This is a genomic window from Stutzerimonas stutzeri, from assembly GCF_024448695.1.
GTDB lineage: Bacteria > Pseudomonadota > Gammaproteobacteria > Pseudomonadales > Pseudomonadaceae > Stutzerimonas > Stutzerimonas stutzeri_T.
Genome location: NZ_JAMOHY010000001.1, coordinates 26,129 through 41,336, shown reverse-complemented (window position 1 = coordinate 41,336; position 15,208 = coordinate 26,129). Strand labels below are relative to the sequence as shown.

General features: G+C 61.2%; 15 protein-coding genes and 1 tRNA gene. 2 read left to right on the top strand and 14 right to left on the bottom strand.

The window, feature by feature from the left end; translation table 11 throughout:
• Window positions 1-43 precede the first annotated feature (43 nt).
• The 7 genes from NAV32_RS00210 to NAV32_RS00180 all read right to left on the bottom strand — a co-directional run bounded on the left by NAV32_RS00210 (window position 44) and on the right by NAV32_RS00180 (window position 6,977).
• A complete protein-coding gene (locus NAV32_RS00210; RefSeq protein WP_256050703.1) occupies window positions 44-484 on the bottom strand; it encodes a YtoQ family protein in 441 nt (146 codons plus the stop codon).
• 111 nt (window positions 485-595) lie between these two features.
• On the bottom strand, window positions 596-1,390 hold the full coding sequence (locus tag NAV32_RS00205) for an ABC transporter ATP-binding protein (RefSeq protein WP_256050701.1): 795 nt from the start codon (window positions 1,388-1,390) through the stop codon (window positions 596-598).
• Window positions 1,390-2,280: an ABC transporter permease gene (locus NAV32_RS00200; RefSeq protein ID WP_256050699.1), complete on the bottom strand. Its 891-nt coding sequence runs from the start codon at window positions 2,278-2,280 to the stop codon at window positions 1,390-1,392. The genes NAV32_RS00205 and NAV32_RS00200 overlap by 1 nt, the downstream gene beginning before the upstream one ends.
• A gap of 59 nt (window positions 2,281-2,339) precedes the next feature.
• Window positions 2,340-3,311, bottom strand: a complete 972-nt coding sequence (locus tag NAV32_RS00195) for an ABC transporter substrate-binding protein (protein ID WP_256050697.1) — start codon at window positions 3,309-3,311, stop codon at window positions 2,340-2,342.
• A gap of 330 nt (window positions 3,312-3,641) precedes the next feature.
• On the bottom strand, window positions 3,642-4,037 hold the full coding sequence (locus tag NAV32_RS00190; protein WP_256050695.1) for a protease inhibitor I42 family protein: 396 nt from the start codon (window positions 4,035-4,037) through the stop codon (window positions 3,642-3,644).
• 216 nt (window positions 4,038-4,253) lie between these two features.
• Window positions 4,254-6,629, bottom strand: a complete 2,376-nt coding sequence (lon, locus tag NAV32_RS00185) for an endopeptidase La (RefSeq protein ID WP_256050693.1) — start codon at window positions 6,627-6,629, stop codon at window positions 4,254-4,256.
• Window positions 6,630-6,752: 123 nt separating this feature from the next.
• Window positions 6,753-6,977 (bottom strand): DUF3203 family protein, encoded by a 225-nt coding sequence (locus NAV32_RS00180; protein ID WP_256050691.1) that lies wholly within the window; start codon window positions 6,975-6,977, stop codon window positions 6,753-6,755.
• Window positions 6,978-7,250: 273 nt separating this feature from the next.
• On the opposite strand from NAV32_RS00180, the gene putP reads away from it, so the two are divergent.
• The gene (gene putP / locus NAV32_RS00175; RefSeq protein WP_256050689.1) at window positions 7,251-8,735 is read left to right on the top strand and encodes a sodium/proline symporter PutP; all 1,485 of its coding nucleotides are present in this window, start codon (window positions 7,251-7,253) and stop codon (window positions 8,733-8,735) included.
• A gap of 248 nt (window positions 8,736-8,983) precedes the next feature.
• Window positions 8,984-10,993: a TonB-dependent receptor gene (locus tag NAV32_RS00170; protein ID WP_256050687.1), complete on the top strand. Its 2,010-nt coding sequence runs from the start codon at window positions 8,984-8,986 to the stop codon at window positions 10,991-10,993.
• Here NAV32_RS00170 and NAV32_RS00165 read toward each other — a convergent pair.
• The 7 genes from NAV32_RS00165 to NAV32_RS00135 form a co-directional block, all read right to left on the bottom strand.
• Window positions 10,990-11,802, bottom strand: a complete 813-nt coding sequence (locus NAV32_RS00165) for a TOBE domain-containing protein (protein ID WP_256050685.1) — start codon at window positions 11,800-11,802, stop codon at window positions 10,990-10,992. The genes NAV32_RS00170 and NAV32_RS00165 overlap by 4 nt on opposite strands.
• A 39-nt stretch (window positions 11,803-11,841) precedes the next feature.
• A complete protein-coding gene (locus NAV32_RS00160) occupies window positions 11,842-12,519 on the bottom strand; it encodes a sulfate/molybdate ABC transporter ATP-binding protein (protein WP_256050683.1) in 678 nt (225 codons plus the stop codon).
• A 12-nt stretch (window positions 12,520-12,531) separates the two neighbouring features.
• Complete coding sequence (gene modB, locus NAV32_RS00155; RefSeq protein WP_256050681.1) at window positions 12,532-13,203, bottom strand: molybdate ABC transporter permease subunit; 672 nt, start codon at window positions 13,201-13,203, stop codon at window positions 12,532-12,534.
• An 18-nt stretch (window positions 13,204-13,221) separates the two neighbouring features.
• Window positions 13,222-13,902 (bottom strand): molybdate ABC transporter substrate-binding protein, encoded by a 681-nt coding sequence (gene modA, locus NAV32_RS00150; RefSeq protein ID WP_256050679.1) that lies wholly within the window; start codon window positions 13,900-13,902, stop codon window positions 13,222-13,224.
• A 266-nt stretch (window positions 13,903-14,168) separates the two neighbouring features.
• A tRNA-Gly gene (locus tag NAV32_RS00145) sits at window positions 14,169-14,242 on the bottom strand.
• A gap of 57 nt (window positions 14,243-14,299) precedes the next feature.
• Window positions 14,300-14,992 carry a pseudouridine synthase gene (locus NAV32_RS00140; RefSeq protein ID WP_256050677.1) on the bottom strand — a complete coding sequence of 231 codons (693 nt, stop codon included), beginning with the start codon at window positions 14,990-14,992 and terminating at the stop codon, window positions 14,300-14,302.
• Entirely contained in the window at window positions 14,992-15,201 is a 210-nt protein-coding gene (locus NAV32_RS00135; RefSeq protein ID WP_256050675.1) for a cysteine-rich CWC family protein, read from the bottom strand. Before NAV32_RS00135 ends, NAV32_RS00140 begins: the two co-directional genes overlap by 1 nt.
• Window positions 15,202-15,208 lie beyond the last annotated feature (7 nt).

The following is a 15,208-nucleotide window of genomic DNA, read 5'->3' as shown; positions in this document are numbered from 1 at the left end:
AGTGCAGCGGCTCGCGGGGTGATCTTGCCGATATCGCTAGCGATCAGTCACGAAGCACGTGCTTCAGGATTTCCACCACCTGCTCGGTAGTGGTTGCCCAGGCCATGGCCGCCGCATCGACTTCCTTCAGTGGATGAACGATGTCTTCGCCGTGCAGGGTGATGTAAGGCTTGTCCAGTGCGGCGCAATAGCCGGCGTCGAACGCGGCGTTCCATTGCTTGTACTTGTCGCCAAAGCGCACCACCACCAGATCGGCCTGCCGGATCAGGGTCTTGGTGCGGATCGCATTGACCTTGGAGGACTTGTGGTCGCGCCAGAACGCATTCGGCTCGGCACCCAGGCAATCGCCGGCGGCATCGCTGGCTTCATGGTCGGTCACGGCAGACGTGAAGACCACGTCCAGCTCCGCGGCTGCGGCGCCACGCTTGATCTCGTCGCGCCAGTCGGTGTGGATTTCGCCGGACAGGTAAACGGTAAAGCTCATGAATCCTCCTGAAAGTCGGTGTCGCCGGCGATGCGTCTCGCCGGCACAGAAGGTCCGATGCTAGCCCGGAAGCGTGCCTGAGGGCCAGGTGACGCGGGTCCGGGAGGGGCTTTACCCCAGCAGCAGTGCATCATCCGCCAGTTTCTCGCCGCGTACTTTCTCAAACATGTGCAGCAGATCCGGCACGTCCAGGCCCTTGCGTTCGTTACCGGCCACATCCAGCACCACCTGACCCTGATGCAGCATCACGGTGCGGTCGCCGATGTCCAGTGCCTGGCGCATGCTGTGAGTGACCATCATGGTGGTGAGCTGCTTTTCCGCCACGATGCGCGCGGTGAGTTGCAGGACGAAATCCGCCGTGCGTGGGTCAAGGGCTGCGGTGTGTTCGTCCAGCAGCAGGATGCGTGAGGGTTGCAAGGCTGCCATCAGCAGGCTGACAGCCTGGCGCTGGCCACCGGAGAGCAGGCCGATGCGGTCGGTAAGACGGTTTTCCAGGCCCAGACCAAGGGTGGAAAGGTGGCGGCGGAATTCCTCGCGCATGGATGTCTGTACGGCCTTGGTCAAGCCGCGACGTTGTCCGCGCTGCTGAGCCAGCGCCATGTTTTCTTCGATGGTCAGGTCTTCGCAGGTGCCGGCCATGGGGTCTTGGAATACACGAGCCACGCGGCTGGCGCGGCTCCAGACCGGCAGGCGGGTGACATCCTCGTCATCGATCAGCAGTTTGCCGCTGTCCACGGACAGGTCGCCGGAAACGGCGTTGAGGAAGGTCGATTTGCCTGCGCCATTGGTACCGATCACGGTGACGAACTGGCCGGTGGGAATATCCAGGGACAGGCCCTGCAAAGCCCGTGTCTCGATGGGCGTGCCGTGGTTGAAGGTGATCTTGAGGTTCTGCGCGCTGAGCATCAGACGTGCCTCCTGCGGGTCAGGCGTTGTTTGATCAGCGGGATAACCAGGGCGATAACGACCAGTACGGCGGTGATCAGGTTCAGGTCCTGGGCTTGCAGGCCGATGAAGTCGCTGTTCAGGGCCAGAGCGATGAAGAAGCGGTAAACGATGGCGCCGAGGATCACGGCCAGGGTCAGGTAGAAGATGCGTCGCGCCGGCAGGATGCTTTCACCGACGATCACCGCCGCCAGGCCGATGACGATGGTGCCGATGCCCATGGAAATATCGGCACCGCCCTGAGTCTGGGCGAACATGGCGCCGGCCAGTGCCACCAGGGCGTTGGAGATCGCCATGCCGAGAATGGCCATGGCGCCCGTGTTTACGCCCTGGGCGCGGGCCATGCGCGGGTTGGAGCCAGTGGCACGGATAGCCAGGCCCTGGCGGGTAGAGAAATACATGTCGAGCATGATCTTGGCGGCGATGACCACCAGCAGCAGGATTAGTGGGCGGGCCACATAATCGGCCAGCCATTCGGGTTGCAGCATGCTGAACATGGTCGGTTCCATGATCAGCGGAATGTTCGGCCGGCCCATGATGCGCAGGTTGATGGAGTACAGCGCGATCATCATCAGGATGCTGGCGAGCAGGTCCATGATCTTGAGGTGTACGTTCAGCGCTGCCGTGACCATGCCGGCCAGTGCACCGGCGGCGGTCGCGATCAGGGTCGCCAGGAAAGGATCGGTGCCGTTGGCGATCAGCACGGCGCAGACGGCGCCGCCGAGCGGGAAACTGCCATCGACGGTCAGGTCGGGGAAACGCAGCAGGCGAAACGAGATAAATACGCCAAGCGCGACCAGACCGAAGATCAGGCCTACTTCAAGGGCGCCAAACAGGGAAAACAGTGACATGGATGATGTGCCTTTGGTGAACGGCTGCGCCGGGGCGAAGTGCGCCGGCGCAGGTCAGATCATTCGATGACTTCGGCAGCCGAGTCGATCAGCTCCTGGGACAGGGTGACACCCTGGGCGGCGGCGGCGGAACGGTTGAGGAACAGGCCCAGCTCGGTGGTTTTCTGCGGAGCGATGTCGCCGGGCTTCTCGCCGTTGAGCAGGCGCACCACCAGTTCACCGGCCTGCACGCCGTGTTTGTAGTAGTCGATGCCGATGGCCGCGATGGCGCCACGCTTGACGCTGTCGGTATCCGAGGCCACCAGAGGAGTCTTGGTATCCATACCGACCTTGACCAGCGACTCGTAGGCCGAAACCACGTTGTTGTCGGTGTTGGTGTAGATCACGTCGACCTTGCCCACCAGGCTGCGGGCAGCCGAGCCTACGTCTACCGAGCGCGGTGCGGCGGCTTCGACCAGGGTCATGCCCATTTCCGGCAGCAGCTTGCGCAGGCGCTCGACCACCACCACGGAATTGGCTTCGCCGGGGTTGTAGACCATACCTACGCGAGTGGCATCGGGTACTACGCGTTTGACCAGTTCCATCTGGCGATCCAGTTCCAGCTCGTCGGACACACCGGTGACGTTGCTGCCGGAAGGCTCCCAGTTGCGAACCAGCTGCGCCGCGACCGGGTCGGTAACGGCGGCGAAAACCACAGGCACCGAACGGCTGCTGGCGACCACGGCCTGGGCTGAAGGGGTGGCGATGGCGACGATGGCATCGGGACGGTCGCCGACGAACTTGCGGGCGATCTGCGAGGCAGTGGCAGTGTTGCCCTGTGCGGTCTGGTACTGCCACTTGAGGTTGTCGCCGCTGTAACCCGCGGCCTCCAGTGCCGCCCGAACGCCATCACGCACGGAATCCAGCGCCGGATGTTCGACGATAGCGGTTGCCGCCACGGATTTCTGCTCAGCGGCGCTGGCCGTGAACGGAGTCGCCAGGGTCAGGGCAAGGGCGCCCAGGGACAGCCATTGGGTGAGGGATGACTTCATGGGTGGATATCCTATCGGGCTTTGCAGCCCTGTCTGGTTGTGGTGTCCGTCTACGGTTGAACGATCAGGGGTACGCGCCCCTGTTGAGCCCGCCGCCGATGCGTTCGCGAATGTGGTGACGAGAATATGGGGACAGGCCTGTTTTTGCCAGCAAAGCCGCTCCGTTTGGCGAGACTTTGGAGCAGGGCGTAAAGACTCAGCGCCATCGGAAGTGCAATTGGATGCGAGTCCGGGGTTGTTCATGGTGTGACCAGGCGGTCATCCGTTCTCGCCCGCGCTACCTGTACAAGCCTCGTTCTATTGGCGATGCCTGCAAGTGTATTCTGCCGGTTATTGAACCTCGATTCGGCAGTCGAACAGGCCAGCAGGCTCGGCATCCGTTTCCCAGGGACGTTGATAGGTCAACAGCAGCCGTCCGTGTCCGGTATTGCGGGCTTCGAAGCGCCAGGTGGAAATGCCGTCGCCACCGACCAGGTCACTGTCCGGTGTGCTGAAGACTTCCGGTCCCAGGCTTTTCAACAGCTCGGAGGATGTTTCACGCAGATTCCAGCGATAGCCTGTAGCCGGATTGCTCGGCAGGCTGACGATCAGCGTTTGCCCTGCGTGCAGCGACAGCGGACAGAGGCGGTCTTCGCTGATCGAAAGGCTGCTGGGTGGAGTGCTCGCGCAGGCACCCAGCATCAGCACGGATAAAGGCAGCAGGCAACGGGAGATGGCGAAAGGCATGATCGTCGGCACCGGTTGAAATACGAGAGGGCAAGGATAGCGGGCCTTGGCGCGCAGGCCCAGATATTCGGGGCGGCCGTGGGGCGGATTTCAATGGGCCAGGAATATGCGGCTCGGCGATGGTCCGCAAGGCGGAAAGATGTCCGCCCTACGGTTTCAGCGCGGTGGTTTCAGTTTCGCCGCTCGGATCAGGCAAAGGCGTAAGCTGTTGATCTGTCAGAACAGCACCTTGATCACGTCACTGAAACGCTTGGCGAAATGTACCGTGAGGCCTTCCTTCAGATAATCGGGCAGTTCCTGGAAGTCGCCGCGGTTCGATTCGGGGATGATCAGCTCGTACAGCTTCAGGCGCCGTGCGGCAATGACCTTCTCGCGAAGGCCGCCAATCGCCAGTACCTGGCCGGTCAGGGTCAGCTCACCGGTCATTGCGACACCTTTCTTTGGCGCCTGGTTGCGGGCCAGCGACAGCAGGGCGCTGGCCATGCTGATGCCGGCGCTGGGGCCGTCCTTGGGTGTCGCGCCTTCGGGCACGTGCATATGCACGAAGGCCTGGTCGAAGAAAGCCGGATCGCCCTTGAACTCCTTCAGGTGCGCGTTCACGTAGCTGTAGGCAATTTCGGCGGATTCCTTCATCACCTCGCCCAGCTTGCCGGTCAGCTTGAAGCCGCGGTTGAGGGTGTGAATCCGGGTTGCCTCGATGGGCAGTGTCGCGCCGCCCATGCTGTTCCATGCCAGGCCGGTAACCACGCCGATCCCGCTGAGCAGCTGCTCGGGGTGCCAGAATGGAAGGCCCAGATAGCTCTCGATGCTTTTGGGGCCGATCTTTATCGTGCTGTCCGGTTCATCGAGCAGCTTTACCACGGCCTTGCGCACCAGTTTGCCGAGCTGCTTGTCGAGCTGGCGCACCCCGGCTTCACGGGCATAGCCCTCGATCAGGGCGCGCAGGGCCGCATCGTTGATGGTCAGGCGATTCTTCGGCACACCGGCTCGCTGCAACTGGCGGGGCCATAGGTGACGCTTGGCGATCTGCAGCTTTTCCTCGGTGATGTAACCGGACAGCCGCACGATTTCCATGCGATCGAGCAGCGCATCGGGTACCGAATAGAGAGTGTTGGCGGTGCAGATGAACAGCACCTTGGACAGGTCCACGCGCAGGTCGAGATAGTGGTCGAGGAAGCCGAAATTCTGTTCGGGGTCCAGCGTTTCCAGCAGTGCCGAAGCCGGGTCGCCCTGATGGCTGCTGCCGAGCTTGTCCACTTCATCGAGCATGATCACCGGGTTCATCACCTCGACTTCCTTGAGCGCCTGCACCAGCTTGCCGGGCAGGGCACCGATGTAGGTGCGCCGATGGCCCTTGATTTCCGCCTCGTCGCGCATGCCTCCGACACTGAAACGGTAGAACGGGCGGCCCAGGGATTCGGCTATGGACTTGCCGATGCTGGTCTTGCCCACGCCCGGTGGCCCGACCAGCAGCACGATCGAGCCGGAGATCTCGCCACGGAATGTGCCAACGGCAAGAAACTCGAGGATGCGGCTCTTGATGTCATCGAGCCCCGCATGGTGCCTGTTGAGCACTTTGCGCGCGTGGGCCAGGTCGAGCCTGTCCTTGCCGTAGACGCCCCAGGGCATCGAAGTGGCCCAGTCCAGATAATTGCGCGTGACCGCGTACTCCGGCGATCCGGTTTCCAGCACCGAAAGCTTGGTCAGTTCATCGTCGATGCGTTTCTGCGCCGCCGGCGGCACCACCTTGCCCTCCAGGCGTGAGCGGAACTCATCAGCATCGGCGCTGCGGTCATCCTTGGTGATGCCCAACTCTTGCTGGATGATCTTCAGCTGTTCCTTGAGGAAGAACTCACGCTGGCGCTCACCGATCTTGCGGTTGACCTCGCCGGTCAGCTCCTTTTGCAGCTTGGCGACCTCGACTTCCTTGCGCAGCAGCGGCAGCACTTTTTCCATGCGCTTGAGCACGGGCACGCTGTCGAGCACGTCCTGCAGTTCGTTGCCGGGTGCGGTGGTCAGCGCTGCGGCAAAGTCGGTCAGCGGGGAGGGATCGTTGGGACTGAAGCGGTTGAGGTAGTTCTTCAGTTCCTCGCTGTACAAAGGATTGAGCGGCAGCAGTTCCTTGATGGCGTTGATCAGCGCCATGCCGTAGGCCTTGACCTCGTCACGCGGATCATCGTCGCTCTGTGGGTAATCGACTTCCGCCAGGTACGGCGGCTTGCGCCGCAGCCAGCCGCGAATGCGTACACGGGCCATGCCCTGGGCCACGAACTGCAGCTTGCCGCCCTCGCGCGTGGCATGGTGCACGCGCACCATGGTGCCGTGTTCGGGCAGGCTGTCGGGGTCGAAGCTGGCTGCGTCCTGCGCCGGGTTATCCATGAAGAACAGCGCCAGACGCTGGTGCGGCGTCTTGCCGACCAGCTCCAATGTCTGCGCCCAGGGCTGTTCATTGACGATGACCGGCAGCACCTGAGCGGGAAAGAAAGGCCGGTTGTGGATCGGGATGATGTATAGCTTGTCCGGCAGATTCTGGTCCGGCAGCACAAGACCTGTGGCGTTCTGCTCGAAGTCCTGATTGTTCTCGTCGTTCATGCGGCACCCAATGTCGATACATGACCCTTAGATAGGTCTTGTGCGAATGATTTCAATCTCGCTCGATCGGCTACCGCTTGTTGGATCGTCCCCGCGCGGGTGGGCGCGGGTATTCAGGGCCTGCTAGTCATCAGTGACGAGGTTCTCACGCTCATCCACTGCGCCGGCTGCAATCAGGTGCTCGGCCTGGTCTTCGGGTAAATGCACGCTGACGCTGTCGATATGCGCGACTGACATCCGTGCCTGTGGGTCGGTACCGATCCTGACATCCATGATCGCGCTGCGATGGGTGATGCCGTCGCGAGTGGTGGAGCAGGTGCCGGTGGCGGTGTCGATGCTGACGGTCATGGAGAGCCTCCTGGTGGCGTTCGAAGCCGCGTGCGAATTGCATGTGGCCGATACCTATCCGACCCTATTCTTTCCGGTCCGTTGCGCAGGTGATGGCTCAAACTCAAGGCTTAACGGCGAGAAAGCGGTCGAGGCGCTATGCTTTGCAGCAGGCCGCTGAAAAACACAGGTGGTTTTTCAGCGGCTTGCCAATCTGATCATTCGTTGCCAGGGTTTTGCCCGCATTTGGCCAGTGGATGCGTGATGCCCGGGCAACATAAGGAACCCCCCTCAATGAACATGAGCAACCCGACCCTGATCACCTTCGTGATCTATATTGCGGCGATGATTCTCATCGGCTTCATCGCCTATCGCGCCACCCGAAACTTCGATGACTATATTCTGGGCGGTCGCAGTCTCGGCAGTTTCGTCACGGCATTATCGGCTGGCGCCTCGGACATGAGCGGCTGGCTGCTGATGGGGCTGCCCGGTGCGATTTTCGTCGCGGGCCTGTCGGAAAGCTGGATTGCCATCGGCTTGATCGTCGGCGCCTGGTTGAACTGGCTGTTTGTTGCCGGTCGCCTGCGGGTGCATACCGAACACAATCACAACGCGCTGACCCTGCCGGATTATTTCTCGCACCGTTTCGAAGACAACAGCCGTCTGCTGCGGATTTTTTCGGCACTGGTGATCCTGGTGTTCTTCACCATCTACTGCGCCTCGGGTGTGGTGGCGGGTGCGCGCCTGTTTGAATCGACCTTCGGCATGGAATACGGCACGGCGCTCTGGGTCGGCGCGGCGGCGACCATTCTCTATGTATTCATCGGTGGCTTTCTGGCCGTGAGCTGGACCGACACCGTACAGGCGACGCTGATGATCTTTGCGCTGCTGATTACGCCGCTGTTCGTGATTCTCGCGCTGGGCGACATGAGCACCGTGGTGGCCACCATCGAGGCGCAGAACCCGGCAAACTTCGACATGTTCCGCGGCTTGTCCTTCGTTGCAATCATTTCGCTGCTGGCCTGGGGGCTTGGGTACTTCGGCCAGCCGCATATCCTGGTGCGCTTCATGGCGGCTGATTCGGTCAAGACCATTCCCAACGCCCGCCGTATCGGCATGACCTGGATGATCCTGACCCTGGCAGGCGCGGTGGCCGTAGGCTTTCTCGGCATTGCCTATTTTGCGGACCATCCCGAGCTGGCCGGTCCGGTCAGGGACAATGGCGAGCGGGTATTTCTGGAACTGGTGAAAATCCTCTTCAATCCATGGGTCGCGGGGGTGATTCTTTCGGGCGTTCTTGCTGCCGTGATGAGCACGCTCAGTGCCCAGCTGCTGGTCAGTTCCAGCGCACTTACGCAGGATTTCTACAAGGCCTTCCTGCGCAAGAGTGCTTCCCAGGTTGAGCTGGTCTGGGTTGGCCGCGGCATGGTGCTGCTGATTGCACTGATTGCCATCGGCATTGCCTCCAATCCGGAAAGCAAGGTGCTGGGACTGGTGTCCTATGCCTGGGCCGGTTTTGGCGCAGCTTTCGGCCCGGTTGTGCTGATCTCGCTGCTGTGGAAACGCATGACCCGCAACGGCGCGCTGGTGGGCATGCTGGTAGGGGCGATTACCGTAGTTGTCTGGAAAGAATTCATTGGTCTGGGTCTGTACGAAATCATTCCCGGCTTCCTTTTCGCCAGCGTCGCCATCTACGTCGTCAGCCTGATGGGTAAGGAGCCTGCCGCCAGTATCCAGCAGCGCTTCGAGACGGCTGATGCGGAATATCGTGCGGGTTGATCCTCACGGCTACATGCCGATCAGACCGGAGTTTTAAAGCTCCGGTCTGAATTCCGGCAAGGTTCTGTCGGGACCTTGCCGCTTTGTTTGACGATTCACGCAACCTGTTCCGATGACTTCCATGCTCCAGCGTGGGGCAATAACGGTTCTTGCTTAAAATATTTAAACGTTACGATATAACATGATAGATTCTCCGCCGCCTTGCATGGCTGCCTTGCAAGGCAGTTGTCATTTCCTTGGAGAATCACATGAAACTGAAACGTCACCCCCTTGCCTGGGCTGTCAGCCTGGCTCTGGTTCCGGCTGCCTGGGCCGCTGATCCGGTCGAACTTGATTCCGTGGTCGTCAGCGCCAGCGGTCTTGGCAAGCAAAGCCATGAGATGACGATGCCGGTGGCCGTCATGGAAGGGCAGGAGCTGGTGATGCGCCGAGAGGCGACGCTGGGGGAAACGCTGCAAGGCCTGCCTGGCGTGCACTCCAGCAGTTTCGGTGCCGGTGCCGCGAGGCCGGTCATTCGTGGTCTCGATGGGGCACGGGTGAAGGTGCTGAGCGACGGCGTGGAGCTGCTCGACGCCTCTACCATCAGCCCGGATCATGCGGTGGTCAGCGAGCCGTTGCTGGCCGAACGAATCGAAGTGCTGAAAGGGCCGGCGACCCTGCTGTATGGCGGCGGAGCCATTGGAGGCGTGGTCAATGTCATCGACCGCAAGGTGCCGACCTACGTACCTGAGAAAGGCTATGAAGGCGAGCTGGAGCTGCGTGCCAACAGCGTCGCCAATGAAGACGCCGGTGTATTCGGCATTACCGCCGGCAGCGGTAATTTTGCGGTGCGTGCCGAGGGCGCCAAGCGTCAGGCCGACGAGTACGAGATTCCCGGTTCTCCGAACAGGCAGGAAGGCTCCTACAACGACACTGACAGCTTTACCCTGGGCGCCAGTTTCATTGGTGAGCGTGGTTATCTCGGTGCTGCCTACACGGAGCAGAACAATCGCTACGGGCTGCTGGCCCACGAGCATGCCGACTGCCATACCCACGGTCGTGACTGGCACTGCGGTGGTCATGGGCACAGCCATGACCATGATGAAGAGCATGGTGCAGTGCCTTATGTCGATATGCAGCAGAAGCGCTGGGACCTTCGCGGTGAGCTGGGCGACCCGCTTCCCGGCTTCGAGCTGGCACGCCTGCGTGTTGGTCACAGCAACTACCAGCATGAGGAAATCGAAGGCGGCGAAGTGGGTACCCGGTTCGATAACGACGCCACTGATGCACGCCTGGAGCTGACTCATCAGCCATTGTTTGGTTGGCGTGGCGTGGTGGGAGCGCAAACCTTGCGCCGTGACTTCGAAGCTGCCGGTGAAGAGGCCTATGTACCGCCGACACTGACCCGCAACCATGGTGTGTTTCTGCTGGAGGAATACACCGCAGGCGCCTGGCGTTACGAGTTGGGATTACGCCACGAATGGCAGGATATCGACGCCGACGGTCAGCGCAACACCGATCACAAGGGAACCTCGGTATCTGCCGGTGCAGTCTGGACCTTTGCGCCGCAGTACTCGCTGGGTTTCTCGCTTTCGCGCTCCCAGCGCCTGCCCACTGCAGAAGAGCTCTATGCCTACGGCCCGCATGCGGCGAGTCGTACGGTCGAGTTGGGCAATATCGAGCTGGACGAGGAAACGTCCCACAATGCCGAGCTGACCTTGCGCAAGTTCGCCGGACGCACCACCTTCAACTTCAGCCTGTTCCGCAATCAGGTGGATGACTTCATCTTCGCCGCCGACACCGGGCACGACATCGGTGGTGGCTATCGTGAAATAGAGTATCGCCAGCAGGACGCCGTACTCACCGGCGCAGAGGGTGAAGTCCGCTTCCAGGCCACCGATGCAACCGCCTTTACGCTGTTCGGCGACCATGTGCGCGGCAAACTGCGTGATGGCGGTGGCGACCTGCCGCGTATTCCGGCAGACCGTCTGGGCGTACGCCTTGATCAGAGTTTCACGCCCGCGCTCAATGGGCAGCTGGAGTTCTACCGAGTGCAGCGTCAGGGCGATCTGGCCGATTACGAGACGGAAACCGGCGGCTACAACATGCTCGGCGCCGGCCTCAGCTATGCCGGTTCGCTGAAGCAGAGCGACTACCTGATCTATCTCAAGGGCAACAACCTGCTGGACGAAAAAGCTCGCCAGCACACGTCCTTCATCAAGGATGACGTGTTGCTGCCGGGGCGCAACCTGACGGTGGGAGTGCGTCTGGCTTTCTAGAGCGGCACGCCGACAATCACGCTGGAGGCCTTGAAGATCGCCGTGATGGTCTTACCTTCTGCCAGGCCCAGCGTGTGACAGCTTTCGTTGGTGATGATGGCGGCCAGCGCAGCGCCGCCAGACAGCTCCAGTACCACCTCGGTGTTCACCGCGCCGGGGTGTACTCGTGAAAGGACGCCTGTCAGGCGGTTGCGCGCAGAAAAGCGCGCGCCGTTGTCATCGCTGACGAGGATCACTGACGACGACTTGATCAGCGCCAAGGCCTCGGTGCCGGGCTGCAGGCCAAGTTCCGTGGTGCTTTCATGGGTGACGATGGCGACAATTTTCTGCCCGCCGGCAATTTCCAGCTCGATTTCATCATTGACTGCCCCGGTTTTCACCCGGGCCACCTTGCCGTGGAACTGATTGCGTGCGCTGGTCTTCATGCCCATCCTGCGGATCAGGAGATAGTCATCGGCAATGCCTGTGGCTTGCCGGCTCAGTTGCTCGACGAAACGCAGGTGTTCTCGCTCTATCAGGCGAAAGTTCTCCACCAGTTGCTCGCCGCGTCGGGTCAGGCGTGAACCGCCACCGCCCTTGCCGCCGGCTACACGCTCCATCAGCGGCTCGCCGGCCAGATTGTTCATGGCGTCGATGGCATCCCACGCAGCCTTGTAGCTCATTCCGATAGCCTTGGCAGCCTGGGTGATGGATCCGCATTCGGCGATCCTGGCGAGCAGGGCGATACGTTGCTCGCCGCCGAACCGCTCGCCATCGACAGTGAGCCAGACCGAGCCGTGCAGCTCGATGGCCCGATCCTTTTTCTCCATTGATGTATCGTTTCCGGGATTGTCACAAGGCATATCGGATCAACTCCCGTTCAAGGTTTCGATGCGGCCATCACGCATGTGCAACACCTGATCACCCAATACCTCGGCGTCCTCCTGATCATGGGTGATCAGCAGCATGGGCACCTTCAGGCGCCGTTGCAGCTCATCCAGTTCGCGGCGCATGTGGCTGCGCAGCGCGGAATCCAGGGCAGAGAAGGGTTCATCCAGCAACAATGCGTTCGGTTTCGCGACCAGTGCTCTGGCCAGCGCGGTGCGCTGGCGTTGGCCGCCGGACAGATCTTCGGGCAGCTGGTCTGCGACCGGGTGGAGGTCGAACGTTTCCAGCCAGTGCTCGACCGTGTCGTTGTGCTCGCTTGAGCGGGGATTGAACAGGCCATGCGTCAGGCCGAAACCGATGTTCTGCCGCACGCTCAGGTGCGGAAACAGCGCGTAGTCCTGAAACAGGTAGGCCATCTTGCGCTGCTGTGGCGCCAGGTTGATCTTCGCCGTCGCATCGAACAGGGGCGTGCCATCCAGGCGGATATGCCCGCGATCAGGCCGTATCAGCCCAGCGATGGCTTTCAGCAACAGGCTCTTGCCTGAACCGGACGGCCCAAGCACGACCACTCGCTGACTGGTCGTCTGGAAGCCCAGCTGGAGCTGGAAGATACGCTTGCCCGAGCTCAGGGTTTTAGCAATGTCGAGATCAAGCAGCACGTGCAGGCTCCGTCAACGATTGGCGATACGTCCGGGCGCCAGGCGTCCGGCAATCAGCAGTACGGTCACGCAGACCAGTGAGGTAATCAGCACCAGAGTGTTGGCCACATCGTCCTGTCCGGCCTGGACAGCCTCGTATACGGCAATCGACAGCGTCTGTGTCTTGCCGGGGATGCTGCCCGCGACCATCAGGGTGGCGCCGAACTCGCCCAGTGCGCGAGCGAATGCCAGCAGTACACCCGCGAGAATGCCACGCCAGGCCAGGGGCAGTGTCACCCGAAAGAAGATTGCCAGCTCTGAAATGCCCAGCACGCGGGCGGCATTTTCCAGTTGACCGTCGACGCCCTCAAATGCCGCCCGCGCCGGTTTGAACACCAGGGGAAAGGCGACGATGGAGGCGGCAATCACGGCCCCTTGCCAGGTGAAGATGAGATTGATGCCGAAACTGTCATGCAGCCAGGCGCCGAACGTGCTGCGCCGGCCCAGCAGCACCAGCAGGTAATAGCCAAGCACGGTGGGCGGCAGCACCATTGGCAGGGTCAGCAGGCTGTCGAGCAGGTCGCGCCCCGGAAAGCGCAGGCGCGCCAGCAGAAAACCTGTTGCCGTCCCCAGCACCAGAGTGATCGCTGTGGCAAAGCCGGCGACCTTGAGCGAGAGGGCGAGCGCAGTCCAGACTGGTTCCATGATGTTCTCAGGCCGAGCTCAGGGTTTCAGAAAACCATGTCGGGCAAGGATGTCCTGCCCGACAGGCGACTGTAGATAATTAATGAAACGTTTGGCTTCATCGCTGTTGGCGCTGTCGCGGACCTGGGCAATCGGGTAGCTGATGTCCGCTTCCAGCGGTACGGTGAAGGCAAGCTTCACCTTGTCTTTCATGAGGCGAGCGTCGGTTGCATAGACCAATGCCGCTGCGACTTCGCCTCGGGCCACGTAATCCAGTGATTGGCGCACGCTCTGGGTATTGATCACCTTGTCTTGCAGGTTGTCCCAGAGGTTGGCCGCCGTCAGCGCCTGCCGGCTGTACCGGCCTGCGGGCACGCTCGCCGGATTGCCCATGGCGACCCGCTCAACGCTGGACTGCTGCAGATCGGCCAGTTGTCCAAGCCTGATCGGGCTGTCGCTGGGCACGATCAGCACCAGCGTATTGCGGGCGAAATCCTGACGGGTGTCCGCTGCGAGCAGGTTCTGCATGGCTGCAATGTCCATCGTTTCCTGGTCGGCAGAGGCAAACACATCCACCGGCGCGCCCTTGGCGATTTGCTGCAACAAGCCCCCGGAGCCGCCGAAGTTCAGCATAACTCGGGCGTCTACATATTCAGTTTCGTAGCTGCGGGCAATGTCCTGAAAGACATTGGTCAGGCTGGATGCAGCGGAAATCGTCACCTCACCTGCTTGGGCCAAGCCACAGGAAAGCGCCAGGACGGCGCTTGCCCGTCTTATCAATGAAATGTGCATGCCGTTTCGAGGCCAGAATAATTTTCGTCATATAAGCATTTATATAACGCCAAGTGGAACCGCGCTCGAAGAATTGTGCTTCCTGACTACCTTGCCTGGTGGCATGTGAGGGCGGTGGCTATCGCTTGTGAATGGCTGTGTCAGACGCCGGAAACGAAAAAGCCCTGCAATAGCAGGGCCTTGTTTTTCGAATCTGGAGCGGGCGATGGGAATCGAACCCACGGCTCTAGCTTGGGAAGCTAGGGTATTACCATTATACGACGCCCGCGCAGGAGGCTTTGTACCAGAAGGCTGACTCGAATTGAAGCGGTTTCCAGCCAAAGGCTCAGATCAGAGCGGTTTCTTCCTGCGAGAGGTGGCGGTAATGGCCGGGTTGGAGATCATCATTCAGAACCAGCGGACCCATGCGTTCGCGGTGCAGGCGGGTGACCTTGTTGTTGAAGTGGCCGAACATGCGCTTGACCTGATGGTAGCGGCCCTCATGCAGCGTCAGTCGGGCTTCGTGCGGGCCGAGCAGTTCGAGTTCGGCGGGCAGCGTGGTGAGGTTTTCGAAGCGGAAGTAGAGTCCCTGAGCGAAGCGTTCGATGCAGAGGGGATCAATCGGGTCTTCGGTTTCTACCCGATAGGTTTTGCCCAGCAGGCTTTTGGGTTGCGTCAGGCGGCGGGACCAGAGGCCGTCGTTGGTGATGATCAGTAATCCTGTGGTGTTGAAGTCCAGCCGTCCGGCGATATGCAGGTCGGCCTTGTCCGGCTCGTCGAGCAGGTCAAGTACCGTTGGGTGTTGAGGGTCGGATGTGGCGCTGACGCAGCCGGTCGGCTTGTGCAGCATGAAGAAGCGCGCGGTCTTGCCAGCCTGCAGCGTCTGACCGTCCAGCGCCACCTGATCGAACACGCGAATGTCGCAGGTGCCGTCACGCACCGGTTGGCCGTTCACTTCAACCCGACCTGACGCGACCAGCAGGCGTGCCTGGCGATGGCTGCAGTCGGGCAGATTGGCGATAAAACGGTCCAGGCGCATCAGTTGTCGGGAGAGTGCTCGCCGCGAGCGCAGCGCACACAGAGGCAGGCCTTGTTCCGTGCCTCGCTGGGAATCTGCTGGCGAGCATGGGGATCGATGGTGGCGCTGAAGCACCAGCAAGGCTGCTCGTCAGCCTGCGGCTCGCATTGGCCGCATTGGTTGGACTGCCCGCACAGTGGGCAGCGAGAGGGATCACTGGTGTCAGTCATGCTGCTG